This is a genomic window from Herbidospora cretacea (assembly GCF_001570605.1).
In the GTDB taxonomy this organism is placed as follows: Bacteria; Actinomycetota; Actinomycetes; order Streptosporangiales; family Streptosporangiaceae; genus Herbidospora; species Herbidospora cretacea.
This window is the reverse complement of the sequence record NZ_BBXG01000004.1, coordinates 125,756-151,993: the sequence shown is the minus strand read 5'-3', so window position 1 is coordinate 151,993 and position 26,238 is coordinate 125,756. Positions and strand designations below refer to the sequence as shown.

General features: G+C 70.2%; 25 protein-coding genes and 1 riboswitch. Of the genes, 6 read left to right on the top strand and 19 right to left on the bottom strand.

Annotated elements, in window-relative coordinates:
• Nucleotides 1-18: 18 nt before the first annotated feature.
• From AW270_RS08830 to AW270_RS08800, 7 genes are all read right to left on the bottom strand, one after another.
• The gene (locus AW270_RS08830) at nt 19-516 is read right to left on the bottom strand and encodes a histidine phosphatase family protein (RefSeq protein ID WP_061292693.1); all 498 of its coding nucleotides are present in this window, start codon (nt 514-516) and stop codon (nt 19-21) included.
• A 13-nt stretch (nt 517-529) separates the two neighbouring features.
• Nucleotides 530-1,210 carry a CbtA family protein gene (locus AW270_RS08825; RefSeq protein WP_157521779.1) on the bottom strand — a complete coding sequence of 227 codons (681 nt, stop codon included), beginning with the start codon at nt 1,208-1,210 and terminating at the stop codon, nt 530-532.
• Complete coding sequence (locus tag AW270_RS08820; RefSeq protein ID WP_061293473.1) at nt 1,210-1,392, bottom strand: CbtB domain-containing protein; 183 nt, start codon at nt 1,390-1,392, stop codon at nt 1,210-1,212. Before AW270_RS08820 ends, AW270_RS08825 begins: the two co-directional genes overlap by 1 nt.
• Before the next feature lie 14 nt (nt 1,393-1,406).
• A riboswitch (adenosylcobalamin (AdoCbl) riboswitch) is annotated at nt 1,407-1,550 on the bottom strand.
• A 126-nt stretch (nt 1,551-1,676) separates the two neighbouring features.
• Nucleotides 1,677-3,194 carry a depupylase/deamidase Dop gene (dop, locus tag AW270_RS08815; protein WP_082801415.1) on the bottom strand — a complete coding sequence of 506 codons (1,518 nt, stop codon included), beginning with the start codon at nt 3,192-3,194 and terminating at the stop codon, nt 1,677-1,679.
• A gap of 75 nt (nt 3,195-3,269) precedes the next feature.
• Nucleotides 3,270-4,493 (bottom strand): acyltransferase family protein, encoded by a 1,224-nt coding sequence (locus tag AW270_RS08810; RefSeq protein WP_245674632.1) that lies wholly within the window; start codon nt 4,491-4,493, stop codon nt 3,270-3,272.
• Nucleotides 4,494-4,929: 436 nt separating this feature from the next.
• Complete coding sequence (arc, locus tag AW270_RS08805; RefSeq protein ID WP_061292684.1) at nt 4,930-6,693, bottom strand: proteasome ATPase; 1,764 nt, start codon at nt 6,691-6,693, stop codon at nt 4,930-4,932.
• A gap of 210 nt (nt 6,694-6,903) precedes the next feature.
• A complete protein-coding gene (locus AW270_RS08800; RefSeq protein WP_061292683.1) occupies nt 6,904-7,764 on the bottom strand; it encodes a tRNA (adenine-N1)-methyltransferase in 861 nt (286 codons plus the stop codon).
• 119 nt (nt 7,765-7,883) lie between these two features.
• Between AW270_RS08800 and AW270_RS08795 the strand changes: the two genes are divergently transcribed.
• Nucleotides 7,884-8,981, top strand: coding sequence for a GNAT family N-acetyltransferase (locus AW270_RS08795; protein WP_061292681.1), 1,098 nt, complete (start codon nt 7,884-7,886; stop codon nt 8,979-8,981).
• Here the strand turns inward: AW270_RS08795 and AW270_RS08790 are convergent.
• Both AW270_RS08790 and AW270_RS08785 read right to left on the bottom strand, forming a co-directional pair.
• Nucleotides 8,968-10,191 carry an aminotransferase class III-fold pyridoxal phosphate-dependent enzyme gene (locus AW270_RS08790; protein ID WP_061292679.1) on the bottom strand — a complete coding sequence of 408 codons (1,224 nt, stop codon included), beginning with the start codon at nt 10,189-10,191 and terminating at the stop codon, nt 8,968-8,970. The two genes, AW270_RS08795 and AW270_RS08790, sit on opposite strands and share 14 nt — an antisense overlap.
• 14 nt (nt 10,192-10,205) lie before the next feature.
• Nucleotides 10,206-11,114 (bottom strand): carbohydrate kinase family protein, encoded by a 909-nt coding sequence (locus AW270_RS08785; RefSeq protein ID WP_061292677.1) that lies wholly within the window; start codon nt 11,112-11,114, stop codon nt 10,206-10,208.
• A 39-nt stretch (nt 11,115-11,153) separates the two neighbouring features.
• Between AW270_RS08785 and AW270_RS08780 the strand changes: the two genes are divergently transcribed.
• Nucleotides 11,154-11,738 carry a TetR/AcrR family transcriptional regulator gene (locus AW270_RS08780; RefSeq protein WP_061292674.1) on the top strand — a complete coding sequence of 195 codons (585 nt, stop codon included), beginning with the start codon at nt 11,154-11,156 and terminating at the stop codon, nt 11,736-11,738.
• 74 nt (nt 11,739-11,812) lie between these two features.
• Here AW270_RS08780 and AW270_RS41755 read toward each other — a convergent pair whose 3' ends face one another.
• Nucleotides 11,813-13,192, bottom strand: coding sequence for an FHA domain-containing protein (locus AW270_RS41755; protein ID WP_061292673.1), 1,380 nt, complete (start codon nt 13,190-13,192; stop codon nt 11,813-11,815).
• Nucleotides 13,193-13,292: 100 nt separating this feature from the next.
• Nucleotides 13,293-14,411: a site-2 protease family protein gene (locus AW270_RS08770; RefSeq protein ID WP_245674631.1), complete on the bottom strand. Its 1,119-nt coding sequence runs from the start codon at nt 14,409-14,411 to the stop codon at nt 13,293-13,295.
• A gap of 96 nt (nt 14,412-14,507) precedes the next feature.
• On the opposite strand from AW270_RS08770, the gene AW270_RS08765 reads away from it, so the two are divergent.
• Nucleotides 14,508-15,371 (top strand): RecB family exonuclease, encoded by an 864-nt coding sequence (locus AW270_RS08765; RefSeq protein ID WP_157521778.1) that lies wholly within the window; start codon nt 14,508-14,510, stop codon nt 15,369-15,371.
• A gap of 16 nt (nt 15,372-15,387) precedes the next feature.
• Here the strand turns inward: AW270_RS08765 and AW270_RS08760 are convergent, their stop codons facing one another.
• Nucleotides 15,388-15,768, bottom strand: a complete 381-nt coding sequence (locus AW270_RS08760; protein ID WP_061292668.1) for a VOC family protein — start codon at nt 15,766-15,768, stop codon at nt 15,388-15,390.
• A 113-nt stretch (nt 15,769-15,881) separates the two neighbouring features.
• On the opposite strand from AW270_RS08760, the gene AW270_RS08755 reads away from it, so the two are divergent.
• Nucleotides 15,882-17,066 carry a sensor histidine kinase gene (locus AW270_RS08755; protein ID WP_245674630.1) on the top strand — a complete coding sequence of 395 codons (1,185 nt, stop codon included), beginning with the start codon at nt 15,882-15,884 and terminating at the stop codon, nt 17,064-17,066.
• Nucleotides 17,067-17,750, top strand: a complete 684-nt coding sequence (locus tag AW270_RS08750) for a response regulator (protein WP_061292666.1) — start codon at nt 17,067-17,069, stop codon at nt 17,748-17,750.
• 18 nt (nt 17,751-17,768) lie between these two features.
• Here the strand turns inward: AW270_RS08750 and AW270_RS08745 are convergent, their stop codons facing one another.
• Genes AW270_RS08745 through AW270_RS08735 form a run of 3 tightly spaced genes read right to left on the bottom strand, consistent with a single transcriptional unit; the run spans nt 17,769 to nt 20,732 of the window.
• The gene (locus AW270_RS08745) at nt 17,769-19,067 is read right to left on the bottom strand and encodes an alkaline phosphatase family protein (protein ID WP_061292663.1); all 1,299 of its coding nucleotides are present in this window, start codon (nt 19,065-19,067) and stop codon (nt 17,769-17,771) included.
• Nucleotides 19,068-19,071: 4 nt separating this feature from the next.
• Nucleotides 19,072-19,881 carry a sugar phosphate isomerase/epimerase family protein gene (locus AW270_RS08740; protein ID WP_061292661.1) on the bottom strand — a complete coding sequence of 270 codons (810 nt, stop codon included), beginning with the start codon at nt 19,879-19,881 and terminating at the stop codon, nt 19,072-19,074.
• Nucleotides 19,878-20,732, bottom strand: a complete 855-nt coding sequence (locus AW270_RS08735; protein WP_061292658.1) for an SCO3242 family prenyltransferase — start codon at nt 20,730-20,732, stop codon at nt 19,878-19,880. The genes AW270_RS08740 and AW270_RS08735 overlap by 4 nt, the downstream gene beginning before the upstream one ends.
• Nucleotides 20,733-20,883: 151 nt before the next feature.
• On the opposite strand from AW270_RS08735, the gene AW270_RS08730 reads away from it, so the two are divergent.
• Nucleotides 20,884-21,357 carry a hypothetical protein gene (locus AW270_RS08730; RefSeq protein WP_157521777.1) on the top strand — a complete coding sequence of 158 codons (474 nt, stop codon included), beginning with the start codon at nt 20,884-20,886 and terminating at the stop codon, nt 21,355-21,357.
• On the opposite strand, the gene AW270_RS08725 is transcribed toward AW270_RS08730, so the two are convergent.
• From AW270_RS08725 to AW270_RS08710, 4 genes are all read right to left on the bottom strand, one after another.
• On the bottom strand, nt 21,354-22,367 hold the full coding sequence (locus tag AW270_RS08725; RefSeq protein ID WP_061292654.1) for an ABC transporter ATP-binding protein: 1,014 nt from the start codon (nt 22,365-22,367) through the stop codon (nt 21,354-21,356). The genes AW270_RS08730 and AW270_RS08725 overlap by 4 nt on opposite strands.
• Nucleotides 22,367-23,389, bottom strand: a complete 1,023-nt coding sequence (locus AW270_RS08720) for an ABC transporter ATP-binding protein (RefSeq protein WP_061292651.1) — start codon at nt 23,387-23,389, stop codon at nt 22,367-22,369. Before AW270_RS08720 ends, AW270_RS08725 begins: the two co-directional genes overlap by 1 nt.
• A complete protein-coding gene (locus tag AW270_RS08715) occupies nt 23,386-24,399 on the bottom strand; it encodes an ABC transporter permease (protein WP_061292649.1) in 1,014 nt (337 codons plus the stop codon). Before AW270_RS08715 ends, AW270_RS08720 begins: the two co-directional genes overlap by 4 nt.
• A 67-nt stretch (nt 24,400-24,466) precedes the next feature.
• Nucleotides 24,467-26,230, bottom strand: coding sequence for an ABC transporter substrate-binding protein (locus tag AW270_RS08710; RefSeq protein WP_061292647.1), 1,764 nt, complete (start codon nt 26,228-26,230; stop codon nt 24,467-24,469).
• Between the last annotated feature and the right edge of the window lie 8 nt (nt 26,231-26,238).

Below are 26,238 nucleotides of genomic sequence, written 5' to 3'. Positions count from 1 at the left end.
CTTTACTCCGAGGCGGATTCACAGCCGCAGATTCCACCGGCCACCGACCCCGGTGAGCAGCGCCCGCCCCAGCGGCGGCACGTCGACCCGCGCGTAGTCCGCCCCGGTGGCCGCCGAGACGGCGGCCCGCACGACGGCGGGATGGGTGAGCGCGAGCACCGGCCCGCCGTCCAGGGTGCCGAGCCACCCCCGCACCCGGGCGATGAGCGCGGTCACCGGCTCGCCGCCGTGGGGCGCGGCGTCGGGATCCCCGATCCACCGGGCCAGCTCGACGGGGTCGATGTCGGCCAGCCGTCTCCCCCGCCAACTCCCCATGTCGAGATCGCGCAGATCGGCCACGACCTCGGCCTCGGGAAGCAGGGCGCAGCGGGCCTCGGGCCCGCGCAGGACACGGGCCGAGGCCGGTCTGTCCAGCGACGGCGGGTCGGCCGGCGGCTCGCCGGCCAGCGGAAACGCGCCTTCCCGCTGGCCGGCGGTGAGCGGGTGCGCCAGCAGCGTCACCCGCACCGCCTTCATGACCGGTCCCGGGTCAGACCCGCACCCGCCGCCGCGCGGACAGCAGGGCGAACACCGACCCGAGCACGCCCCAGAGCACGGCCTGCATGCCCAGCGACGACACCCGGAAGTTCCACAGCAGCACCGCCGGGAAGTCCCCCGGCACCTCCTGGATCGCCGGCAGCACCGCGTAGGCGACCCCGACGATCACCAGGAACGCCGGGACGGCCGCGACCCACCCGTACCGCCGGTGGACCACCGCCCCCGCGCCGAGCGCGAGCAGCCCGATGGCCAGCATCACCAGATAGAGCACGGTGCGCTGCCCGATGGTCTCGGGATCGCCGACGGCGGGCGGGTTACCGGGGTATTTGAGGAACGGCACCAGCACGACCGCCAGGAACCCCCCGGCGGCCAGCGTGACGGCCAGCGTCTGCTCGTTCGCGGGCCCGAAACGGCCCTTGACGAGGGCGTAGACGAGCGCGAACAGCCCGCCGACGACGATGCCGTAGAGGGTGGTGGCGAGGAACAGCCCGAAGGCCTGCCCGCCCCGGCTGACCAGTTCGTCGGCGTGCGAGTGGCCCGCCCCTGCGGCGGCCTCCTCGATCGCGATGGCCTGGTCGATGAAGGGCTCCCCGACGAGGAACCCGAAGAGTCCCGCGAGCAGCCCGGCGACGGCTCCGGCGCCGAGGCCCCGGAGGAAGAGATCCTTGATCATCAGTGGCAGGGCACGCCGAGGAGATGACGACCGTCGTGCATGAGCTCATGCAGGAAGTCGCCACTCGACGCGAGCAGCCCCGCCGAGTCCATCGTCACCAGGTAGGCCACGATCAGTAGTACGGGCACCGCCGCCGACCAGGGCAGCAGGGTGCGTACGGGAATGGATGGGGAGCTGGACATCTGGCTCACGCCACGATCCTCCTCCGGGATTGCGCGTCCCTGTCGTAGATCAACGTGGCGGGTGGTGACCTGACTTTCCATCGGCTGATGGATCACAGTGGCGCGACCGCACCGGACTCTCACCGGTTTCCCTCACGCCGCCACAATTCCCGGCGAACGTATCTCGATATGCCGAAACCCGTCAAGACGGCATGATCCCGGCCCTTTACAAAGTAGATCAACTACTTCCTGGAACGCGGAGGAGCCCGTGACCACCACGGCCACGGGCTCCTCCGGCGAACGGCTCAGTTGTCGCCGGTCAGCGCCTGGACCAGCTCGGCCGCCGTGCGGCACCGGTCGAGCAGGTCGCCCACGTGGGCCTTGGTGCCGCGGAGCGGCTCAAGGGTGGGCACCCGCTGGAGCGACTCGCGTCCGGGGATGTCGAATATCACCGAGTCCCACGAGGCCGCGGCGACCGACTCGCTGTACTGCCGCAGGCAGCGCCCCCGGAAGTAGGCCCGGGTGTCGGTGGGCGGCGTCTCGACGGCACGCTCCACGTCGTCCTCGGTGACGAGGCGCTGCATGCGGCCCCGCTCGACCAGGCGGTTGTAGAGGCCGCGCTCGGGCCGGATGTCGGCGTACTGGAGGTCGACGAGCTGGAGGCGGGGGTGGGACCACGGGAGCTTGTCGCGGGTGCGGTAGCCCTCCAGCAGTTCGAGCTTGGCCACCCAGTCGAGCTCGCGGGAGAGCTGCATCGGGTCTTCGGCGAGCCGGGTCAGCACCGACTCCCACCGGTTGAGCACGTCTTTGGTCATCTCGTCGGCGTTGGACCCGTAGCGGTCCTCGACGTATTTGCGGGCCTGCTCCAGGTACTCCATCTGGAGCTGGATCCCCGTCATCTTCCGCCCCGACCGCAGCGTCACGATGTGCTTCAGCGACGGGTCGTGGGAGATGGCGCGGAGCGCGGCGACCGGCGACTCGACCGAGAGGTCGACGGTGAGGAAGCCGTCTTCGATCATCGCCAGGACCAGCGAGGTGGTGCCGAGCTTGAGGTAGGTCGAGATCTCCGACATGTTCGCGTCGCCGATGATCACGTGGAGCCGGCGGTATTTCTCCGGGTCGGCGTGGGGCTCGTCGCGGGTGTTGATGATCGGCCGCTTGAGCGTCGTCTCCAGGCCCACCTCGACCTCGAAGAAGTCGGCGCGCTGGGAGATCTGGTAGCCGTCGCCGCGCGAGTCCTGCCCGATGCCGACCTTGCCCGCGCCGGCGAAGACCTGGCGCGAGACGAAGAACGGGGTCAGGTGGCGCACGATGTCGGCGAACGGGGTCGCCCGGCGCATCAGGTAGTTCTCATGGCAGCCGTAGCTGGCGCCCTTGGAGTCGGTGTTGTTCTTGTAGAGCTGGATGGGCGCGTTGCCCGGCATGCCCGAGGCGCGGACCGCCGCGTCGTGCATGACCCGCTCGCCCGCCTTGTCCCAGATGACCGCGGCCCGGGGGTTGGTGCACTCGGGCGTGGAGTATTCGGGGTGGGCGTGGTCGACGTAGAGCCGCGCGCCGTTGGTGAGGATGACGTTGGCCAGGCCGAGGTCCTCGTCGGTGAGCTGGCTGGAGTCGGCGACCTCACGGGCGAGGTCGAAACCCCGGGCGTCGCGGAGGGGGTTCTCCTCCTCGAAGTCCCACCGGGCACGGCGGGCGCGCGCGGCCGAGGCCGCCAGGTACGCGTTGACGACCTGCGACGAGGTCACCATCGCGTTAGCACCTGGTTGACCGGGCACGCTGATGCCGTACTCGGTCTCGATGCCCATCACCCGCCGGACTGTCATGCGCACCCCATGGCCTGTCGTTCCGCCGTTTATATCCCGAGCCTAGCCCCTTCACTATGCCCGGCCACCAGACAGTTACGGCACCGATGCCTGGCGTTGTTCCACAGGGCTCCTGCCCATCAGACGGCGCAGCAACCGCTGACCTGGGCGATCAACAAGCCGGTATACAGCATACGACAGAAGAATCGATGCCAGCATCGTGCCCCCGACCAGTACCCACGGATTAAGAGATTCCCGGAATCCGGGGATAAGTACCGCCGAGACGTTCTGATGCACCAGGTAGAGGGGGTAGGTGAGCGCCCCGACCGTGGTCAGCGCCCGCCATCTGACCCAGCGCAGCCAGCCGAGGGCGACGGCCGCCATGAGCAGGTAGATGACCGTGATCCAGGCGATGATCGCGGGCGGCGGGGCCGGGAAGTTCTTGATCCCGACCAGGTCGATCCGGCTCTGCATGCGCTCCAGGGCGACGTACAGGGAGCAGGCGTAGCTCACCGCGACGAACCCCCACCGGGTGACGGTCGAGCCCTCCCGGTGGATCAGGTAGAAGGCCATGCCGGCGATGAAGTAGGGCGCCTGCCTCGGCATGAAGACCTCGGTGACCAGGTCGTTCTGCAGCCACTCCGCGAAGATCGCCGCAGCCAGCCACACCCACATGAACGCCATGGCCCGCCGCAGGTTGACCCCCATGACCACGATGATCGAGATCAGGAGGTAGAACTTCAGCTCCACCCACAGCGACCAGAACACCCCTCCGGCCGGGATGACCCCGAACGCCTCCTGCAGCATCGTGAGATTGATCACGTAGCCGACGGTGTCCAGATTGGGCTTGAAGGCCTCGGTGCTCGTGTACGTGTAGAGCACGTACAGCGCGATCACGGTGAACCAGTAGGCCGGATAGAGCCGCGCGAACCGCGACACGGCGAACCGGCGCAGGCTGTGCCCCCAGGCGCTCATCAGGATGACGAACCCGCTGATGAGGAAGAACAGCTCGACCCCGAGGATGCCGAGCGTGGTGAGGTGCTTGACGGGCGCGAACAGCTCGACCGGCGAGGCGTCCCAGAGCGACCGCGACGCGGCCATGAAGTGGAACGCCATCACGGCGAACGCGGCGACGAACCGCAGCAGGTCCAGCTCCACCAGCCGGGGCCGCCGCACCGGCGGCGCTCCCCCGCCCGCGGGACCGGCCGCCGGGACCGGAGGCGGCGCGGCCCCCGCCCCCCGCTTGCGCCTGCCACCCCGCCCGGCGGGCGCCTCCCGCTCGGCCGCGTCGCGACCCACCCCGAGGAACTGCCCCGTCACCGGCGCCTCAGCGCCTCCGTTCCACGTCCCGGGCCCCGGCTGGACGGCCACCCCGGCGCCCTGCGCCACCGGCCAGGCCCGCGCGTCCGCCGAGGCGGACCCACCCGGCCACGCGTGGAGATCCCCGTTCGTCGGGCCCTGGTGTCGCGCCGGCCCGGGTGGGACCTGGGGTCCGGCCTGGGCCTCTTGCGGCCACACACGGGCGTCTCCGGGGCCGTTCGGCCGGACGCGTGCGTCCCCCGGCGGGACCCCCGGGTCGGACGGCCAGGGCTGCTCTCCGTTCCACGTCCCCCGCGTCACGTCAGCCCGCCACATTTAAATCCGCACCAATACCGCACAACGGGCAACGCTACAACGTCATCACCTCGCACAAGACGTGACAAACGAAAACGGCACGTCCCCCGCAGTGGGAGACGTGCCGTTTTCGCGTAATTCCTTACAGGTACTGTCCCGTGTTGGCCACCGTGTCTATTGACCTGCCGGCCTCCGTGCCCTGCTTGCCCTGCACGAGGGTGCGGATGTACACGATCCGCTCGCCCTTCTTGCCGGAGATGCGGGCCCAGTCGTCGGGGTTGGTGGTGTTGGGGAGGTCCTCGTTCTCCCGGAACTCGTCGACGCAGGCGGCCATCAGATGCTGGATGCGCAGGCCCTTCTGGCCCGTCTCCAAGAACTGCTTGATGGCCATCTTCTTGCCCCGGTCGACGATGTTCTGGATCATCGCGCCCGAGTTGAAGTCCTTGAAGTAGAGGACTTCCTTGTCGCCGTTTGCGTAGGTCACCTCGAGGAAGCGGTTCTCCTCGATCTCGTTGTACATGCGCTCGACGACCCGCTGGATCATCTCCGAGATCGTGGACTCACGGCTGCTGCCGTGCTCCGCGAGGTCGTCGGGATGGAGCGGGAGCTCCGAGATCAGGTACTTGGAGAAGATGTCCTTGGCCGCCTCGGCGTCCGGCCGCTCGATCTTGATCTTGACGTCCAGGCGGCCGGGCCGCAGGATCGCCGGGTCGATCATGTCCTCGCGGTTGGAGGCGCCGATGACGATGACGTTCTCCAGGCCCTCGACGCCGTCGATCTCCGACAGCAGCTGAGGGACGATGGTGTTCTCCACGTCGGACGACACACCGGATCCGCGGGTGCGGAAGATCGAGTCCATCTCGTCGAAGAACACGATCACCGGGGTGCCCTCGGACGCCTTCTCACGCGCCCGCTGGAAGACCAGGCGGATGTGCCGCTCGGTCTCACCGACGTACTTGTTCAGCAGTTCCGGGCCCTTGATGTTGAGGAAGAAGCTCTTGCCGGACTGGCCGGTCTTCTCCGCGACCTGCTTGGCCAGGGAGTTGGCGACCGCCTTGGCGATGAGCGTCTTGCCGCAGCCGGGCGGACCGTAGAGCAGCACGCCCTTCGGCGGACGCAGCTTGTGCTCCCGGAACAGGTCGGCGTGCAGGTAGGGAAGCTCGATGGCGTCCCTGATCTGCTCGATCTGGCCGCGCAGGCCGCCGATCTCGTCGTAAGAGATGTCGGGCACCTCTTCGAGGACGAGCTCCTCGACCTCCGACTTGGGGATGCGCTCGTAGACGTAACCCGAACGCGGTTCGAGCAGGAGCGAGTCGCCCGACCTTATCGGCTGACTCAGCAGCGACTCGGCCAGCTTGACCACGCGCTCCTCGTCGGCGTGGGATATCACGAGCGCGCGCTGCCCGTCTTCGAGCAGCTCCTTCAACATCACGATCTCGCCCACGTCCTCGAAGCCCAGGGCTTCCACGACGTTCAGCGCCTCGTTGAGCATGACCTCCTGGCCACGCTTCAGCGACTCGGCGTCGACGGCGGGGCTGACGTTCACCCGTAGCTTGCGCCCGCCGGTGAACACCTCGATCGTGCCGTCTTCTCTGGCCTCGAGGAAGACGCCGAAACCGGATGGCGGTTGCGCCAGCCGGTCGACCTCCTCCTTGAGGGCGACTATCTGGTCCCTGGCCTCCTTGAGGGTGGCCACGAGCCGTTCGTTCTGGCCTGTGAGGGCGACCACCTGAGCTTGAACGTCGTGGAGACGCTCCTCCAGCACCCGCGCTTGGCGGGGGGATTCCGCAAGCTTGCGGCGCAACGCGGTGATCTCCTCCTGAAGGAAGGAGACCTGTGTTGTGAGGTCGGCGACCTCCCGTTCGCGCTGCGCGGCCCGAGCCTCTGCGTCATCGCGAGCTGCCACGCCCCGTCACCTCCTTCCCAGTAGAGGAAAGACTACTCAAGTCCCTACCAATCTGACGGCCTTGAAAAACGTAGCCCACTGGTGTTCGTCTAGTTACGTGGAGTGTTTGGTAGTTGATGCCTTTTCGGAGGGTTTATCTGCGTGAGCACATGGAACACGGTGTTTGTTCCCACTGTCACGCTTGTTTGCTCGTTCGCCGCTAAATCGTCACTAGTCTTCCGTACCCTCCCCATACGCCCCCTTTGCCGGGCGGCGGCGCCTCGGCGGCGGCGTGACGCCGTCCGCCATGCGGCGGGCGGTGACGAGGAAGCCGGTGTGCCCGACCATGCGGTGGTCGGGACGGACGGCGAGACCTTCGACATGCCAGTCGCGAATGAGGGTCTCCCACGCCTTGGGCTCCGTGAAACTCCCGTGATCGCGAAGTGTCTCGACGGTTCTTGACATCTGGGTCGTCGTGGCCACGTAGCAGCAGATCACGCCGCCGGGCGTGAGCGCCTTGCTCGCGGCGTCGACGCACTCCCAGGGGGCGAGCATGTCGAGGATGACCCGGTCGACGTCGGTCTCGTCGAGGGCCTCGTTGAAGTCGCCGACCACCAGACGCCACTGCTTCATCTCCTCGCCGAAGAACTTCGTCACGTTCTTCGTCGCGACCTCGGCGAAGTCGGCGCGGCGTTCGTAGGAGGTCAGGGTGCCCTCGGCGCCGACGGCGCGCAGCAGGAAGCACGACAGCGCCCCCGACCCGACGCCGGCCTCCACGACCTTGGCCCCGGGGAAGATGTCGGCCATGGCGACGATCTGGGCCGAGTCCTTCGGGTAGATCACGGCCGCGCCGCGCGGCATCGAGAGCGTGTAGTCGGACAGCAGGTGGCGGAACGCCAGGTAGAGGATCCCGCCCGACGACCGCACCACGGAGCCCTCAGGCTGCCCGATCAGGTCGGAATGCGCGATCCACCCCTTGTGGCTGTGGAAGACGCCGTCCTCCTTGAGCGTCAGGGTGTGACGCTTGTTCTTCGGATCGGTGAGCTGAACCTGATCTCCGGCCTGGAACGGGCCGTGCCTGCGAAAACCCATGGCGGCAAGGCTATCCACAAAAGCGGGTGCGGACGGCCGGAGGCCGTGCGCACCCGCGCCGTGAATCTGCCTGAAAAACAGGTTTGTCCCCCGACTCGGACGACTGGTACCAAGTAGCCATGTTCCCCCGCGAAACCATCCCCGCCGGACCGGTGACCCTGCGACCGCCCGCCGAGTCCGACGCCGACGCCATCGCCCGTGCCTGTGCCGATCCCGAGACGCAGCGCTTCATCCCCGTCCTGCCGCGCCCCTATACCCGGGAGCACGCGGTCGGCTACATCACCGGGATCGCCGAGGAGGGGTGGCGGGCGGGCGGGGCCGAGTTCGTCATGGCCGACCCGGACTCCGGCGAGGCGCAGGGCGTCATCGGGCTCAAGCCGGCCGACCGGTTCGGCAACGTCGAGGTGGGCTACTGGGTCGCGCCCTGGGTCCGCGGCAAGGGCGTGGCCACGGCGGCGCTGCGGGCCGTGACCGGGTGGGCCTTCGACCACGGGGCGCCGCGCGTGCACCTGGTCGCCGAGATGGAGAACGTGGGCTCGCAGAAGGTCGCGCTGGGCGCCGGGTTCCGGCACGAGGGCCTTTCGCGCGGCGCGGGGCCGATCCCCGGCGGCGGCCGGGCCGACATGGCGCTGTTCGGCCGGCTGCCCGGCGACTCCGGGGAGCCGATCAGGCCCTTCCTGCCGTTCCTGCCGCCGGGCGGGCTCACCGACGGGGTCGTGACGCTGACCATGCTGACGGGCGACGACGCACCGGCGTACCAGCTGGTGGCCTCGCTGCCCGACGTGGTGAAGTACCGGGTCCCGCCGGAGGCGCCGCCGTTCGAGGAGACCCTCTACCGGTGCCGGGGCGCCGCCTACCGGTGGCTGGTGGGCATCCAGGCCGAGATGGCCATCCGCGACGCCGCGACCGGCGCGTACGCCGGGGACATCCAGCTCTCGCACCTCACGCCGCCGATGCGGGAGGCGATGGTCGGCTACAGCCTGCACAGCGACTTCCGGGGCCGGGGCCTGGTCACGCGGGCGGTCCAGCTGCTGGCCGAGTGGGCGTTCACGAAGACGTCCATGCGGCGGCTGATCTCCGGCACCAACCCCGACAACCTGGCTTCCCAGGCGGTTTTGGAGCGGGCCGGGTTCACCCGGGGCCAGACCCAGAAGGAGTACCTGCCCGGCCCCGGCGGCACGTGGACCGACAACGTCGAGTGGCTCAGACTCCGCTGAACCGCCGGACGGTCGCGGCGAACGCGGCGTCGGTGCCCTCCAGGGCGCGGTCGATCTCGGCGTCGGTGTGGGCGGTCGACAGGAACCAGTTGTGCCAGGGGTGGACGTAGACCCCCTCGGCCAGGCAGGCGGCCGCCCAGAAGACGCCCCGCTCCAGCGTGGCGTCGCCCTCGAACGAGAGCCACGGGATCTGCACCGGGCCCGTCTGGTTGATCGTGATGCCGTGGCTCTTGGCCTGCTCATACAGTCCGGTACGCAGCCTCGCCCCGGCGCGTTCGATCACCGCCGGCCCGTCGGTCTCGCGGAGGATCTCGATCGTGGCCTTCGCCGCGGCCATCGCGGCCGAGGAGAACCAGAAGGAACCGGTCGAGTAAAGGGTCTGGGCCGCGTTCCTGAGCGCGTCGGCGCCGGTCACGGCCGCGATCGGGTGGCCGTTGCCCATGGCTTTGGACCAGGCCGACAGGTCGGGCCGCACACCGAAGGGCTCCCAGGTCCCCCGCAGGTCGAGCCGGAAGCCGGCCCGGACCTCGTCGATCACCAGGGCCGCGCCGAGACGGTCGGCCAGCGCCCGGATCCCGCGCGCGAAACCGGCCTCGGCGAGCTCCTGGTCCTCGAAGGAGTCGTGCTTGAAGGGGGTCACCAGGATGGCCGCGACGTCGTCCCCGGCCTCGGCGGCGGCCCTCTCGGCGTCCTGGAGGTCGTTGTAGGCGAACTCGACCGTGTCGGCCCGCTGGTTGGGCGTGACGCCCGAAAGGCCCGGAGTGCACCACGGGTCGGCGCCGTGGTAGGCCCCGTGGGCGATGAGGACCTTGGTGCGGCCCGTGGCGGCACGGGCGACCATGAGGGCCTGGGTGGTGGCGTCGGTGCCGTTCTTGGAGAACATGGCCCACTCGGCGGCCGGGATGAGGTCGACGAGCAGCTCGGCGAGCTCGACCATGATCGGCCCCGGGCCGTTGAGGCAGTCGCCCTGGGCCTGGAGCCGGGCGGCGGCCTCCTCCACGCGGGGGTTGCGGTGGCCGACGATCATCGGGCCCCAGGAGCACATCAGGTCGAGGTACTCCCTGCCGTCGGCGTCCCACTGGCGGGCGCCCTCGGCGCGGGTGAAGAACTGGGGGTAGGTGTCGCCGTGGAGGACGGCGTTGAGGTGGCCGTACATGCCGCCGGGGATGACCTTGGCGGCGCGGGCGCGCAGATCGGCGTCCAGGGACATGGGGGGAGTTCCTCTCAGGACAGCAGGGCGGCGGCGCCGTCCAGGTTCGCGTCGGAGCCGAGGCCCCCGGCCACGCGGGCGGCGACGGCGGTGCCGAGGCGGGCCGATTCGAGCACCGACCGGCCGGTGAGCAGCCCGGCGGCGAACCCGGCGCAGTAGGCGTCACCGCATCCGGTCGTGTCGATCGCCCGCACGTCCTCGGCGGGCACCTTCGTCAGCCCCTCCGCCGTGGCGACGAGGCTGCCCTCGGCGCCGAGGGTGATGACCACGGTCTTCGGCCCCTCGGCGAGGAGCTGCTTGGCGGCATCCTCGACGGTTGCCGCCCCGGTCATCAGGAGGGCCTGCTCCTCGTTGGGCAGGAAGTGGTCGACATGGGGCAGGAAGGTCTTCGCGGCGGGCATCAGATCGGCCATGTTCGACAGCAGGTCGAGGGTGACCTGGGCGCCGGCGGCGCGGATCTCGTCCAGCAGCGTGTGGAAGGCGGGGTCGTGGAGGCCCCAGGTGGCGTCCATGCCGCCCAGGTGGACGACCTTGGCGCCCCTGACGGCCTCGACGTCGACATCGGCCAGGGAGAGCCCCAGGTTCGCGCCGGGGACGTGGAACGAGGGCCGCCCGCCGTCGGGGCGGATGGGCAGGATGGAGGCCGCGGTCTGCTCCCCCGGCTTACGGGTGATCTTCGAGACGTCGACGCCGTGACGCCTCATGACCATGAGCAGGAAGTCGCCGAGCTCGTCGTCGCCGACGGCGCCCAGCGAGGTGACCGGGATCCCCAGTTTGGCCAGGACGACGGCGGTCCCGGCGGCGGCCCCGGCGGCGGTGATGCGCACCTGCTCGACCAGATGGGTGTCCTGGCCGGCCGGGATCGACTCGACGGGCCGGGCGAGCACGTCCACGATGTGGACGCCGAGTGTGACAACCGACATGGCCTGGATGATAGACGGGCGTCCGACTAAAATGTCAACATGCCGAAGATCGTGAACCATGACGAACGCAGGGAAGAGGTCGTGGCCGCCGCCCGCCGCGTCATCCTGCGCGCGGGCATCGAGGCCGCCACCACCCGGGCCATCGCCAAGGAGGCCGGCTACTCCAACGGCGTCCTGACCCACTACTTCGCCGACAAGGACGAGATCCTGCTGTCGGCGCTCCGGTCGAGCCACCGGCGGATCACCGAACGCCTGGCGGAGAAGCTGACCGGATTGACGGGGCTGGCGGCGCTGCGCGAGGTCCTGCTGGACAACCTGCCGCTGGACGAGGAGCGGGAGAGGGAGACGGGCCTGGAGATCGGCTTCTGGGCCCGCAGCCTGACCTCACCGGAGCTGCTGCGGGTGCAGCGGGAGGAGGCGGACGACCTCCACCTGCTGGTCCGCAGCCTGCTCCAGAACGCGGCCGACGCCGGGGAGATCACGGGCGAGGGCCTCGACGACACGGCGGAACGGCTCCTGGCCCTGGTGGACGGGCTGAGCCTCCACCGCCTGCTCCACCCCGACCGGGCGGCGCGGATCGAGCAGATCATGCTGGCGGAACTGGACCGCCTCCGGCTGTCCTAAGCGGCCTTCGGCGACGTGACGGGGAAGACGGGACCCGGCTCTCGGTGGGGACGACGAGCCGGGTTCCCGGGCGGTCAGGCGTTGCGGTGGGGTTCGAAGCGCATCGTGCGGGAGACGCCCACCCGGACGGTCGTGCCGGGCATGATCGTGACCGACTCGTTCGGGGGGATGTCGTAGAAGTTGGGGTCGCCCGGCGGCTGGATCTGGGTGCCGTTGACCGAGCCCAGGTCGATCAGGTTGACGTCCCAGTTCTCCAGGGTCACCCGCAGGTGGCGGCGGGAGACCGAGCCGTCGGGGCTGGTCACCCTGGCCGGGCGGGCGTCGCCCGACTGGACCTCCGGGGCGCGCTCGGGGTCGCGGCCCAGGATGTAGTCGCTGTCGAGGGTCAGGGCCATGCCGTCGTCGAGCAGCAGGACGCCGAGCGCGGGGCGGGGGCCCTTGTAGGGGACCAGGTCGCGGGTCGACAGCGGCACGCCGCAGACCGCGCAGTAGGGCGCGCGCGGGTCGTTGAAGTGGTCGTTCTTGCAGTCGACGCCGTGGACCATGGGGCCGAGGCGCTCGGGGGCGGCGTCCATCTGGGTGGAGTCGCTCGGGTCCTCGGGCGGGAGGTCGGGCTGCGGCTGGGGCTCGAAGTGGCCGCTGTCGTGGCGGCGCTCCTCGCGCTGGGGCGGCAGCGGCTCGGGGGCCGGGGGCTGCGGGTCGTAGGGCGGCGGGGCCCCGATCGGCGGGCCGGGGGGCGGGCCGAACGGCCCCGGGCCCGGCGGGGGCGGGGGCTGCATGGGGGTGCCCATCGGCGGGTGGTCGTAGGGCGGCGGGTCGTAGGACGGCTGGCCGTACGGCGACGGGCCCGGCGGGGGCGGCGGCTGGTGGGGGATCATCGGCTGCTGCGGGCCCGAGGGCTGCGAGGCGTAGGGGTGACCCGGCTGGGGCGGCGGGGAGGGCTGCGGGATCGGATGGGGCCGGTGGACCGTGTGACCGGTCGCCGTGTAGTCGATCTCGGCGCCGCCGCCCGCGACCACGCCGCCGTCGAGGCGGGAGTAGGGGCTGGACGCGCCGGAGCCGGGCAGCCGCAGTTCGACCCGGCCCACCGGGCCGCCTACGAGCCGGTCGGCCCAGGTCAGGGCGTCTGAGCCGGACACCACGAAGTCGCCGTCGGGGGCGCCGAACAGGTGGGCCGAGGCCGCGCCCGAGACCAGCACCGCCACCCCGCCGCCGGCCGGACCGGCGACCGCGATCGTCGGCGGGTCGTCGCTCATGGAGCGCGCCAGAACCTGGGCGACCTTACGGACCAGGGTCCGTCCGTCGCCGCCGTTCTCCGCGGTCTCCCGCACCGCGTCGAGCAACTCCTCAACCTGCGCCGAGCCCGGCCCGCATACCAGCGCCAGCCCGTTCAGGTGAGCGACCACACCGTCACCCGGAAGCGGACGGACCACCCCCGCGCCCTGCTCCGTCACAGAACTCTCCTCCGGCCATACCTAACTTCTGATCGTTTGACCAGAACATTAGTGGTGCGCGAGCCAGATGACGAGTGGGGGCCATTCATACCGATCTTGGTCAGACGCCGGTGAAGACCCGGTTGACGTCGGCTGTGGCGAGTACGCCGTAGATTTCGCCGCCCCGTTCGACGAGCAGATATTCACCGGCCGGGTTGTCGCGCATCGCGTCGATCAGGGACTCCCCCTCGAGGTCGGCGCCCAGGACCAGGGCCGGTTCGAGGGTGCGGGCCAGCGACCCGACGTCGATCCAGGGGCGGCGCGGCTCGGGGGTGGCGTGGACGGCGGCCTCGTTGACGATCGCCGTCGGGCGGCCCTCGTGGTCGACGATGATCAGCGCCCCGGCCCCGCTCTCGCGGGCCCGGCGCAGCGCCTCGGCCAGCGGCACGTCTGAGGTCACCGGAAGGGCCCGGCGGGCGAGTGCCCGCGCCCTGACCTGAGGCAGCTTGGAGCGGACCTTGGCGACGCGCAGCGACTGCGAGGCGCCGATCCAGATGAAGGAGGCCAGGATCATCGCCCAGAGGATGGAGGTGAAGTCGGGCTCCTGCCCGGCCATGAGCGGCAGCACGATCTGCGACAGCACCAGGACCACGGCGACGCCTCGCCCGATCCAGGCGGCGGCGACGGTGCCGGTGTTGGGGCTGCGGGTGACCTTCCACACACCGGCCCTGAGCATGCGCCCGCCGTCGAGCGGCAGCCCGGGCAGCAGGTTGAACGCGCCCACGATCAGGTTGGACAGCCAGAGGATGTCCAGCAGCACGCCGGGGATCGTGTTGGGGTCGACGACCTGCGCGAGGCCGAAGAAGACGCCGGCCAGCCCGAGCGACACGACCGGGCCGGCGAAGGAGACGAGGAACTCCTTGCCGGGGGTGTCGGGCTCCTTCTCGATCTCCGAGACGCCGCCCAGCAGATAGAGGGTGATGCGCTTGACGGGCAGGCCGTAGGCCTTGGCGACCACGCAGTGGGCCAGCTCGTGGAGGAGCACCGAGAGGTAGAGCAGCACCGCGAAGAACAGGGCTACTGAGTAATGGACCCACGGCGAGAGTTCCGGGAGCCGTCCAGCGGCGATCGGTTCGTAGGTGATCGTGATGAACGCGGCGACGATCAGCCATGTCGGCGACACGTAGACCGGGATCCCGAACGGGCGGCCCATCCGCAGGCCCGGGGACGGTGTGCTCATAGTGGTCTGGTTTCCCTTCCTTGGCATGGATCCTACGCGGCTCCGGAAAGGACGCTCGGCCCCGGAACTGTCGGGGGAATGGCCTATGGTCTGGGCATGACCCTGACCGAGGAGCGCGCCGTCATCGGCGCTCTGTCCCCCTCCCGTGCCGGTGACTTCATGACCTGCCCGTTGCTCTACCGGTTCAGGGTGATCGACCAGCTTCCCGAGAAGCCCTCGGCGGCGGCCGTCCGGGGCACGCTCGTCCACGCCGTGCTCGAACGCCTCTACGACCTGCCGTCCGGGGCGCGCACCGCCGCGGCGGCGCGTGAGCTGCTGGAGCCGCAGTGGCTGCGGCTGCTGGAGGAGGAGCCCGCCTACCAGGGCCTGTTCGCGACCGACGCCGAACGCGACGAGTGGCTGGAGCAGGCGCGGGGCATGGTCGACCGCTACTTCACGCTCGAAGACCCGACGGTGCTCGAACCGGCCGAGCGGGAGCTCTATGTCGAGGCGGTGCTCGACAGCGGGCTGATGCTGCGGGGTTACGTCGACCGTCTCGACGTCGCGCCGACCGGGGAGATCCGGGTGGTCGACTACAAGACGGGCGCCGCGCCGGGGCCGCATTTCGAGGCCAAGGCGCTGTTCCAGATGAAGTTCTACGCGCTGGTGCTGTGGCGGCAGCGTGGCGAGATCCCCCGGCTGCTCCAGCTCATGTACCTGGGCGGCGGCGGCGAGGTGCTCCGCTACCAGCCCGACGAGGCCGACCTGCGCGCGACCGAACGCAAGGTCGAGGCGCTGTGGCAGGCGATCGAGCGGTCGCTGACCACGCGCGAGTGGCACCACCGGCCCTCACGGCTGTGCGGCTGGTGCGACCACCAGGCGCTGTGCCCGGAGTTCGGGGGCACTCCCCCGCCCGTCCCGGAGCAGCGCCCCCGGCCGACGCGCCGCCTGCCGGCCAGGGCCGCGACCGACGAGCTCTGAAACGGCACCCCCGGCGTCAGAGCGGGTCGAGACGGCGCCTGAGCAGGCAGAACTCGTTGCCCTCCGGGTCCTGGAGCACGTGCCACTGCTCCTGCCCCGTCTGGCCGATGTCGGCGGGGCGCGCACCGAGCTTCAGCAGGCGTTCGAGCTCGGCGTCCTGGTCGCGGTCGGTGGGGTTGAGGTCGATGTGCAGCCGGGACTTGCCCTCCTCGGGCCGGTCGCGCCTGCTGAGGATGATGGTCGGCTGCGGCCCGCCGAAGCCCTCGCGCGACCCGATCTCCAGCGAGCCGTCGTCCTCGCGGTCGAGCACGACGAAGTCGAGGACCTCGCACCAGAACCTCGCCAGCGCCTCGGGGTCGCGGCAACTGAGGACGAGCTCACCGATACGACATGCCATGACCGAACCTGCCCCCCACTCGAAAACGATCTTATTACCGTACCCGCCGGGGCCGCGGGCGGCTCGTTCCTAGGGATGAGGCCCGCAGGCCGGAGGCCGCCTAAATTGATTGCGTGCGCACCTCCCCCCGGCGGCAGCTGATCAGCGACTCAGTGCTCGCGGTCGTGATGACCGCGTTCTCGCTGCTCTTCGCCCTGTCCGTGGGGCCTCACACGGCCGTCGAGTGGGAAGGGCTGACGGCTCTCCCCCAGCGGCCCGCCGACGCGTTCAGTCTGGTCCTGATCGTCTGCTGCACGTTGCCGCTGGTGTTCCGGCGGCGGTGGCCGTTCCTGATCCTGGCGGCGACGACGGTGCCCGTCGTGGTGCTGAACGTGCTCGACTACAGCGCGGGGCTGGGCGACCTGGCGGCGATGGTCCTGCTCTACACGGTCGCCACCCAGCGGGGGCTGGCGCTCAGCGTGCTGGCGGCGGTGCTGGTCATGGCCGGTTACCTGGCGGGGGCGCTGCCGGGGAACCAGCAGCTCGTCTGGACCGACCACGCGATCATCGTGGTCGTCACGGCGCTGGTGTGGGTGATCGGGCGGACCATCCGGCTGCGGCGGGCTTATCTCGGGGAGCTCGTCGACCGGGCCGACCGGCTCGAACGGGCCCGCGAGGCCGACACCCGGGCGGCCAGGGCCGAGGAGCGGTCGCGGATCGCCAGGGAGCTCCACGACGTGGTCGCCCACCACGTCTCGGTGATGACGGTGCAGGCCGCCGCCGCTCGTACGATGCTGGAGAAGGACCCCCAGGTGGCGCGCGACGCGCTGGTCTCCATCGAGGAGATGGGGCGCACGGCGATGGCCGAGATGCGCAGCATCGTCGGCGTGCTGCGGACCGACGGGCCCGCCGAGCGGGGGCCGCAGCCGGGGATGCACGACCTGCCCGGCCTCGTCGACCAGATGCGCGAAGCGGGGCTGACCACGCAGCTCTGGCTGGAGGGCGAGGTGCGGCAGCTCCCTCCCGGCGTCGACCTGGCCGCCTACCGGCTGGTGCAGGAGGCGCTGACCAACAGCCTGCGGCACGCCGGGCCGGCCGCGCGGGCGTGGGTGACGGTCCGCCACGAGCCGAGCGAGCTGATGGTGCACGTCGAGGACGACGGCCGGGGCCTGGTCCTGAAACGGGAGAACGGCGGCAAGGGGCACGGTCTCGTGGGCATCAAGGAGCGAGTTGCCCTCTATGGTGGAGTTCTGCGGATCGGCCCGCGTCCGGGGGGCGGATTCGAGGTCCGGGCCCGTTTCCCCCTCAAGGACAGGTAAATGCCTATCAGGGTGTTGTTGGTCGACGACCAGCCGCTGCTGCGCACGGGGTTCAGGTTCATCCTGGAGGCCGAGACCGACGTGACCGTGGTGGGCGAGGCCGGTGACGGGTCGACCGCCATGGACCAGTCGCGGGCGCTGCTGCCCGACGTGGTGCTCATGGACATCCGGATGCCCGGGATGGACGGCATCGAGGCGACCCGGCGGATCGTGCGCGACGCCCCGGCCTCGGCCCACGTGCCCCGGGTGCTGGTGCTGACCACCTTCGACCTCGACGAGTACATCGTGGAGGCGCTGCGGGCGGGGGCGAGCGGGTTCCTGCTGAAGGACGTGCCGCCGGCCGAGCTGCTCCAGGCGATCCGGGTCGTGGCGGCCGGCGACGCGATCGTGGCGCCGAGCGTGACGCGGCGGCTGCTCGACAAGTTCGCCAGCCGGCTGCCCTCGGCCCAGCAGCAGTCGTCGCCGACACGGCTGGCCCGGCTGACCGAGCGCGAGCTGGAGGTCCTCAAGCTCATCGCCAAGGGCCTGTCGAACGCCGAGATCGCCCGCGAGCTGGTGGTCAGCGAGACGACGGTGAAGACCCACGTGGGCAACGTGCTGACCAAGCTGGGGCTGCGCGACCGGGTGCAGGCGGTCGTGCTGGCCTACGAGACCGGGCTGATCACTCCCGGCGCGCACCCCTAGCACGACCGCTCAGCGGCGTCAGCTCCGGCGCAGCTCCTTGAGCAGCAGGTCCTTCACGTCGGTGGCGTGGTAGCTCTCGCCGTCCCACGGGCCGATGAGGACCGGGCCGTCCTCGGGCGAGTCGGGGAGGCGGCCGTGGCTGCCGCTGACCTGCTTGGGGTCGAGGGGGACGACCGACATCTCGTACCGGAAGCCCATCTTCTTGCGCAGCAGCGCCTTGGCGGCGATCGCCTTGCTGGTCATGAAGAGCTCGGCGGGGTCGTAGCCGGGCTTGCGGTGGATCTCGACCAGCTTCGCGAAGTCGGGGGCGCGGTCGTCGTCGAGCCAGTAGTAGTAGGTGAACCAGGCGTCGGGCTCGGCCACGGCGACCAGTTCCCCGGCGCGTTCGTGGTCGAGGCCGTACTTCTCCTTGCCGGCCTGGTCGAGGACCTCGTCGACGCCGTCGAGGCCCGCGATCAGGTCGCGGACGCGCGGGATGTCGGCGGAGTCGCGGACGTAGACGTGGGAGATCTGGTGGTCCGACACCGCGAAGGCACGGCTGGTCCACGGGTCGAGATACTCCATGCCGACCTGGGTGTAGACCTCCAGGAGGCCCTCGCGGCGCAGGGCGCGGTTGATGTCGACGGCCTTGGAGGCGTTGGTGATGCCGTACTCGGAGAGGATCACCGGGTTCTCGTCGAGCAGCGGGACCAGGGCCGTGTCGACGGCCTTGGCGGCGGCGATCGCCTGCGGGGAGTCGGGGCCGAAGCGCTGGAGGTCGTAGTCGAGGTGCGGGATGTAGACCATCGTGAGGTCGGGCCGCTCCTCGTTGATGATCTTGCGGGTGGCGCCCACGATCCAGTTCGACGAGGTGATGCCGGCGTTCGGGCCCCAGTAGGTGAACAGGGGGAACTCGCCGAGCGAACCGGTGAGCCGGTCGTGCCACTCCGGGGGGCGGACGTAGGCGTCGGGCGACTTGGCGCCGTCGGCGTGGTAGATCGGGCGGGGGGTCACCACGAAGTCGGAGTCGGTGCCCATGGCGTACCACCAGCAGATGTTGGCGGTCTTCAGGTCTCGGGTGACGTCCCAGATCTGCTCGCCCTGGATGAGGGCGTTGTGCTGGCGCCACAGGAAGACCTCGCCGAGGTCGCGGAAGTACCAGCCGTTGCCGACGATGCCGTGGTCGCGGGGCATCGCGCCGGTCACGATGGAGGCCTGCACCGAGCAGGTCACCGCGGGCAGCACCGGCGTGAGAGCGGCGGCGTTGCCCAGTTTCGACACGTTGGGCATATGGGCGAGCAGCCGGGGCGTGAGCCCGACCACGTTGATAACCAGCATCGTTTTATCGCAATCCTCTGAGGAAATCGATGGACCTCTGGGCGACCGCCGGTGCGGCGTGGCTGTGCCGGGCCAGCTCGACCGCGATCATCCCGCCGAACTCGCGCAACTCCGCCAGGACGGGCGCGAACTCGATCTCTCCGTCGCCGAACTCCAGGTGCTCGTGGACACCTCGCCGCATGTCGTCGATCTGCACGTGGACCAGGTAGGGCGACGCCCGCCGGACGCACTCGGCGACCGGCCAGGGTTCCAGGCACCGGCAGTGCCCGATGTCGAGGGTCAGCCCGAACCGGCCGGGCTCCCCCAGCCGCTTGCGCAGCCGCTCGTAGGAGGCCAGGTCGTCGACGAGCATGCCGGGCTCGGGCTCGAACCCGAGCACGACGTCGTGCTCCTCGGCATGGGCCAGGAGGGTCTCGCAGTGGGCCGTCAGCCGGTCCCACGCGAGGGCGTCGGACACCTCCGCAGGGCGGATGCCGCTCCAGAGGTGGACGACCGGGGCGCCGAGGTCGGCCGCGACCTCGATCGCCCTCTTCGTGTACGAGACCCGCGCCCCCGCGTCGTCGTGCAGCAACGTGGGGAAGTGCTTGCGGAACGGGTCGAGGGTGTAGCGCCCGCCCGTCTCGACGACCACCGACAGGCCCAGCCGCCCGAGCCGGGTGGCGACCCGGCTGACCTCGTCGAAGGCCGGGTCGGGGCCCAGGTGGCCGTGGTCGAGGGTGAGCGCGACCCCGGTGTAGCCCAGGTCGGCGAGCACGGTGAGCGCGTCGTCCAGGGAGTGGTCGCGGAACCCGTTGGAGCAGTAACCGAAGTTCATGCGGTCGACATCTTGGACGAGAGCCAGCGGCCCACCGGGAGCGCGGCCACCAGGCCCAGCGCGCTGCGGGTCTTGCCTCCCCCGGCCACGGCCGCCGCCTGGAGGGGCACGAAGCCCATGATCGAGGCGCGCACCGCCTGGCGCACCTGCTCGGGGTCGGGCTTGCCGCGCAGCGCCAGCGTCGCCCGGCCGCCGCTGGCGGCGTATCCGGCGACGAGGGCGGCCGCGGTGGCCTTGTCGGCGGCCGAGCCCGCACCCCGGGCGACCGAGACGGCCGCCAGGCCGGTGGCGGCGGCCGTGCAGGCCAGAGCGCCCCGGACCGTCGCCTCGTCGGCGCCGGCCACCTCCGCGCGGCCCAGGATGCTGATGCCGTAGGTGTGCGCGCCGACGGCGAAGGCCATCGGCGTCACCCGCCCGGCGCCGAGCATCACGTCGAGCGTGCGGCAGGCCGCCATCGAGGCCGGACCGGCCGGGGTGTGCTTCAGTCCCATGTCGTACGCCCACACCGCCGCCCCCAGCAGGCCGGCGATGACGAAGCCCTTCTTCCCGCCCGCCGCGGCGGCCACGGCGATCCCGGCGCCGGTCAGCCCGGCGGCGATGCCGAGCGCCTGGTTGGCCGAGATCCGGCCCGACGGGATGGGCCGCTCGGGCCGCTCGATCGCGTCGATGTCCCGGTCGGCCCAGTCGTTCAGCGCCATCCCGGCCCAATAGAGCAGCACTGAGGCCGCCGCCAGGGCGGGGGTCCCGCCGCGCCCGGCGAGCGCGGCGCCCGCCATGGTGTCACCGGGGACAGACAGGGTGGCCGGGGCGCGCACCAGTTCGAGCGCCGCCCTTAACCCGATTCGACTCATCAACCGCTTCCGATCGCTTACGCACGCTAGACGATCGGATGTTTCCAGACTTTTTGTCCGGAAGCGAGACCTTGACCTGCATTAAGTGACATATGCCCCCTTAGGGAACTCGACGGCGGTCGCCGCTCGTCCCCTTCGCGAGGGGGTGGCGATGCCGAGGATGCCCTGGCGCCGACGGCTGCGGTACACGCTGATCCTGGCGTGGGCGCTGCCTCTGGCCGCCGTCCAGCACGTCCTGGTCCGGCTCGGCCTCCTGCCGGGTCTGCCCGTCCCGCTGCGCCACCCCGACGGAGCGGTGACGGTCCACGGCGCGGCGCACGGCTTCCCGCCGGTGGGTGACGCGGCACCGCACGAGGGCTGGCAGATCGGTTTCCTGACGGTTCACCGGGACCGGGTGGCGTTCCATCCCCTTCCCGGCTCCGTGGAGTGCTCGTTCCCCCGTGAGGGCGCGGTCGTCACCGTCGACTGGCCGGGCAGGGGTGTGCTGAAGCTCGGGGCCAGCGCTCGCGTGCGCGTGGAGCTGCCCGACGGGCGGGTGTTCCTGATCAACCTCCGGACCGCCTACCAGGAGGTCGTCGAGGACCTGGCGGGCCGCCCGCTCGGGAGGCGGGCGGCCGGCTCCTAGGCCACCGTCGCCGGGGCCTCGGTCTTCGCCGGGGCGTTCTCCGGGAAGTGGCAGGCGACCGCGTGGCCCGGCGCCAGTTCCGCCAGGGGCGGTTCCTGGGTCTTGCAGACCTCCTGGGCCTTCCAGCAGCGCGTGTGGAAGCGGCAGGCGGGCGGCGGGTTGAGCGGCGAGGGGACGTCGCCGGTCAGGCGGATGCGCTCGCGGTTCTCGCGCTGGCGCGTGTCGGGGATCGGCACGGCCGACAGCAGCGCGTTGGTGTACGGGTGCATCGGCGAGGCGTACAGGTCCTTGCGGTCGGCGACCTCGACGATCTTGCCGAGGTACATGACCGCGACCCGGTCGGAGATGTGCCGCACGACCGACAGGTCGTGGGCGATCACCACGTAGGTCAGGTCGAGCTCGTTCTGCAGGTCTTCCAGCAGGTTGACGACCTGGGCCTGGATCGACACGTCGAGGGCCGAGACCGGCTCGTCGGCGATGATCAGCTTGGGCTTCAGGGCGAGCGTGCGGGCGATGCCGATGCGCTGCCGCTGGCCGCCGGAGAACTCGTGGGGGTAGCGGTTGTAGTGTTCCGGGTTCAGCCCGACCAGTTCGAGGATCTCCTGGACGGCCTTCTTCGTCCCCTGCTCGGTCTGGATGCCCTGGATCCGGAACGGCGCCCCGACGATGGCCCCGACGGTGTGGCGGGGGTTGAGGGAGCTGTACGGGTCCTGGAAGATCATCTGCATGTCACGCCGGAGCGGGCGGAGCCTGCCCTGCTTCATGTGCGTGATGTCGTGACCCTCGAAGGTGATCTTCCCGCCGGTCGGCTCGATCAGCCGGGTGATCAGGCGGCCCGTGGTCGTCTTGCCGCAGCCCGACTCGCCCACCAGGCCCAGCGTCTCGCCCTTGCGGACGTCGAAGCTGATGCCGTCGACCGCCTTGACCGCGCCGACCTGGGTCTTGAACAGGCCCTTGGTGACCGGGAAGTGCTTCTCCAGCCCCTGGACGGAGAGGATCGATTCGGTCATCAGGACTCCAGCTTCGGCTTGATCTCGGTGGCCCAGATGGCCCGCCGCTCCTCCCGGGGGAGGTGGCAGCGCACCAGGTGGCCGCCCTCGGTCTCGCCCAGGTCGGGCACCAGCGTGCTGCCCTTGCCGCCGGTGCGCGGCTCGAAGGCGCAGCGCGGGTGGAAGGCGCAGCCGGACGGCACGTTGATGAGCGAGGGCGGGCTGCCCTTGATCGGCAGCAGCCGCTCGGTCACCTCGCGGTCGAGGCGGGGCATGGACCCCAGTAGACCCCAGGTGTAGGGGTGCTCGGGCCGCTCGAAAATGTCGTCGGCGGAGCCGTACTCGATGCACTTGCCGCCGTACATGACCAGGATGTCGTCGGACAGTTCGGCGACCACGCCCAGGTCGTGGGTGATGATGATCAGCGCGGCGTTGAAGTCGCGCTGCAGGTCGCGCATCAGGTCGAGGATCTGCGCCTGGACGGTCACGTCGAGCGCGGTGGTCGGCTCGTCGGCGATCAGCAGCTCGGGGTCGCACGACAGGGCCATCGCGATCATCGCGCGCTGGCGCATGCCGCCGGAGAACTCGTGCGGGTAGCTGTCGACGCGGCGGTCGGGCTGCGGGATGCCGACCCGGCCGAGCATGTCGATCGCGTGCTTCTTGGCGACCTTCTTCGGGACGTCGTTGTGGATCCGGTACGCCTCGATGATCTGGTCCCCCACCGTGTAGTAGGGGTGCATCGCCGACAGCGGGTCCTGGAAGATCATCGACATCTTCTTGCCGCGCAGCGTGCGGACGTGCTCCTGGGAGGCGGAGACGAGCTCCTCCCCGTCGAGCCAGACCTCGCCGGAGATCTTCGCCCGGCCGCCCTTGTGCAGGCCGAGGATGCCGAGCGAGGTGACGCTCTTGCCCGACCCCGACTCGCCCACGATGCCGAGCGTCTTGCCGCGTTCGAGGTTGAACGACAGGCCGTCGACCGACTTGACCAGGCCGTCGTCGGTCGGGAAGTGGATCTTCAGATCCTTGAGCTGGAGGAAGGTCATGACAGCCGCACCCTCGGGTCCACGACCGCGTAGAGCAGGTCGACGATGAGGTTGGCCACGACGATGAAGAACGCGGCCAGCATGGTGAAGCCCATGATCTTGGGCAGGTCCTGGGCCGCGATGGCGGTGGTGGCGTACTTGCCGAGGCCCTGGAGGGAGAAGGCGTTCTCCGTCAGGATGGCGCCGCCGACCAGGATGCCGACGTCGAGGCCGAAGATGGTGACGATCGGGGTCAGCGCGGCCCGCAGGCCGTGCTTGCCGATGACCACCCGTTCCTTCAGGCCCTTGGCTCTGGCGGTGCGTATGTAGTCCTCACCCATCGTGTCGAGCATGCCGGCACGGGTGAGCCGGGCGTAGGCCGCCGCGTTGAGGAACGCCAGGGTGAGCCACGGCAGGATGAGGCTGTAGGCCCACTGGACGGGATCCTCCGAGAACGGCACGTAGGCGCCGCCCGGGGCGGTGATGCCCAGACCGTACGAGAGGATCGACAGCGCCACCAGACCGGTGAAGAACGGCGGCAGCGAGACGCCCGCCAAGGCGATGATCATCGCTCCCCGGTCGAAGACCGAGCCTCTGCGCAGCGCCGACAGCACGCCGACCGAGACGCCGACCACCAGCCAGATGACCGAGGCGCCCGCGGCCAGGGACAGAGTCACGGGCAGCCGGTCCATCAGGTCCGGCCAGACCGGTTGCTTGGTGACGAACGAGTAGCCGAAGCAGGGGGCGGGACAGAACTCGACGCCCGTGCCGTAGTCGTACTCGGCGCCGACGAAGATGCCCTTCACCCATCGGCCGTACTGGACCACGACGGGGTCGTGCAGCCCGAGCTTCTCCGCGACGGCGACCACGGTCTCGGCGGTGGCCGCGCGGCCGACGTAGCGGTTGGCGATGTCGTCGGCCGTGACGCCCGCCAGGCGGGGCACCACGAAGAAGATCGAGAAAGTGACCGCGCTGACAATGAACAGCATGGCCAGGGCGCCGATCAGGCGCCGGATGATATAGGTGACCACTGTCCCCCCTCGGCAAAGGGGGCCGGTCCGGCCGGACCGGCCCCCTGCCTGCCGAACTAAGGCCGGATTACTGGACGCCGAGCGCCAGGTAGTCGTACATGTCGAAGGCGCCGGTGATGAACTGGTTCGTCACGCCCTTGCCCCGCAGCAGCAGACCCTTGGCGTAGACGGCCGGGAGGACGTAGGCGCCCTCCATGACCTTCTGGTCGGCCTGGCCCCAGATCGCGTCGCGCTTGGCGGTGTCCTGCTCGGCGAAGGCCTGGTCGACGAGGGCGTCGACCGCGGGGTCCTTGACCGAGAGGTTGTAGTTGCCGGCCTCACGGATGGTGCGGCTGTCGATGATCTGCGACAGGAAGCCGAAGCCGTCGTTCCAGTCGGCGCCCCAGCCGTTGGTGGCCAGGCCGATGCCGTTGGCCTTGGTGTAGGCGGGCTTGCCGGCGTAGGCGGTGTAGTACTCCGAGGTCGGGAAGCCCTTCAGGGTGAGCTTGATGCCGACCTTGGCGAGCGCCTGCTGCATCGACTCGCCGGCCGCGACCTCCTTGGGACGGTCGGAGCGGAAGGTCATCGTGGTCTCGAAGCCGTTGGGCTGGCCACAGGCGGCGAGCGCCTCCTTGGCCTTGGCCTCGTCGCCGGCGCCGGTCGGGTAGAGGTCGATCTTCTTCCAGCCGCCGATGGCCGGGGGCATCACCGAGGTGGCGATGTCGCCCGCGTACTGGCCGCCGTAGGCGGTCTGGAGGCCGGTGCGGTCGGCGGCGTAGATGACGGCCTTGCGGCACTCGATGTTGTCGAGCGGCGGGACGTCACCGATGATCGAGATGTACCAGGTGCGCGCGGTGACCGGGTTGTCGGCCCGCTCCTTCAGCGCCGGGTCGGTGGTGACCGAGGCGAGGGCGGCCGGCTGCACACCGGTGCCCGCGATGTCGACGTGCAGGTCGCCGGAGATGATCCGGTTGTCGAGGTCGTTGCCCTCGACGCCCAGGGAGATCTCGTACTTGTCCGGGAGCGCCTTGCGGATCGGGTCGGTCGCCGGGTCCCACTGGTCGTTGCGGACCAGGGTGTACTGCTTGCCGGCCTCGACGGTCTCGAACTTGTACGGACCGGACGCGATCACGTGCTCGCGGTACTTGATGCCGGTGTCCTTGGCCTGCGGGACCGGCACGGTGGCCGGGAGCGCGGCGAAGTTGTCGAAACCGGCGTAGGGCTTGTTCAGGTGGAAGACGACGGTCTGGTCGTCCGGGGTCTCGATCGCCGAGTCGGTGTTGACGTCGGGGGTCTTGTAGACCGACTTGAAGTCCTTGGGCAGGTCGAGCCAGTCGTTGAAGTAGGTCGGCCCGTTGACGAACGTCTCCTTGTCGAGCTGGCGGAGAACGGCGTACTTCACGTCCTTGGACGTGATCGGGGTGCCGTCCTCGAACTTCAGCCCGGTGCGGAGCTTGTAGGTCCAGGTCTTGCCCTCGTCGCTCATCTCGCCGAGGCTCTCGGCGAGGTCGGGCACGAGCTCACGGCCCTTGGCGCCCGGCGCGGGGTTGTAGGTCACCAGCGGGCGTCCGTAGATGCGCAGCAGGTTCCACGACATGCCGTAGTAGGTGTCACCGGGGTCCACCGAGTCCCAGTCCTCGGTGACGGCCATCTTGAGCGTGCCGCCCTTCTTGTCAGAAGGGTTGGTCACGTTCTCGAGACCGGCGTTGAAGCCCGCCGCGCCGGCCGCGGGAGCGGAGGCGTTGCCTCCGGTCTCGTTGGCCGGCGTTTCGGTTCCGCCGCCGCCACAGGCCGACAGGGCCAGGGCGAGGACGGCACCGGCGGCCGAGACGACCAGTGCTTTCTTCTTCATTCGTAAAC

Coding starts and splice junctions, on each gene's coding strand:
- AW270_RS08730 (WP_157521777.1), top strand. CDS start 20,884: ATGCCGAGGATGCCCTGGCGCCGACGGCTGCGGTACACGCTGATCCTG.
- AW270_RS08760 (WP_061292668.1), bottom strand. CDS start 15,768: ATGGCATGTCGTATCGGTGAGCTCGTCCTCAGTTGCCGCGACCCCGAG.
- AW270_RS08825 (WP_157521779.1), bottom strand. CDS start 1,210: ATGATCAAGGATCTCTTCCTCCGGGGCCTCGGCGCCGGAGCCGTCGCC.
- AW270_RS08735 (WP_061292658.1), bottom strand. CDS start 20,732: ATGAGTCGAATCGGGTTAAGGGCGGCGCTCGAACTGGTGCGCGCCCCG.
- AW270_RS08740 (WP_061292661.1), bottom strand. CDS start 19,881: ATGAACTTCGGTTACTGCTCCAACGGGTTCCGCGACCACTCCCTGGAC.
- AW270_RS08750 (WP_061292666.1), top strand. CDS start 17,067: ATGCCTATCAGGGTGTTGTTGGTCGACGACCAGCCGCTGCTGCGCACG.
- AW270_RS08745 (WP_061292663.1), bottom strand. CDS start 19,067: ATGCTGGTTATCAACGTGGTCGGGCTCACGCCCCGGCTGCTCGCCCAT.
- AW270_RS08770 (WP_245674631.1), bottom strand. CDS start 14,411: ATGAGCACACCGTCCCCGGGCCTGCGGATGGGCCGCCCGTTCGGGATC.
- AW270_RS08795 (WP_061292681.1), top strand. CDS start 7,884: ATGTTCCCCCGCGAAACCATCCCCGCCGGACCGGTGACCCTGCGACCG.
- AW270_RS08785 (WP_061292677.1), bottom strand. CDS start 11,114: ATGTCGGTTGTCACACTCGGCGTCCACATCGTGGACGTGCTCGCCCGG.
- AW270_RS08820 (WP_061293473.1), bottom strand. CDS start 1,392: ATGTCCAGCTCCCCATCCATTCCCGTACGCACCCTGCTGCCCTGGTCG.
- AW270_RS08800 (WP_061292683.1), bottom strand. CDS start 7,764: ATGGGTTTTCGCAGGCACGGCCCGTTCCAGGCCGGAGATCAGGTTCAG.
- dop (WP_082801415.1), bottom strand. CDS start 3,194: ATGACAGTCCGGCGGGTGATGGGCATCGAGACCGAGTACGGCATCAGC.
- AW270_RS08765 (WP_157521778.1), top strand. CDS start 14,508: ATGACCCTGACCGAGGAGCGCGCCGTCATCGGCGCTCTGTCCCCCTCC.
- AW270_RS08725 (WP_061292654.1), bottom strand. CDS start 22,367: ATGACCGAATCGATCCTCTCCGTCCAGGGGCTGGAGAAGCACTTCCCG.
- AW270_RS08790 (WP_061292679.1), bottom strand. CDS start 10,191: ATGTCCCTGGACGCCGATCTGCGCGCCCGCGCCGCCAAGGTCATCCCC.
- AW270_RS08710 (WP_061292647.1), bottom strand. CDS start 26,230: ATGAAGAAGAAAGCACTGGTCGTCTCGGCCGCCGGTGCCGTCCTCGCC.
- AW270_RS08830 (WP_061292693.1), bottom strand. CDS start 516: ATGAAGGCGGTGCGGGTGACGCTGCTGGCGCACCCGCTCACCGCCGGC.
- AW270_RS08720 (WP_061292651.1), bottom strand. CDS start 23,389: ATGACCTTCCTCCAGCTCAAGGATCTGAAGATCCACTTCCCGACCGAC.
- AW270_RS08780 (WP_061292674.1), top strand. CDS start 11,154: ATGCCGAAGATCGTGAACCATGACGAACGCAGGGAAGAGGTCGTGGCC.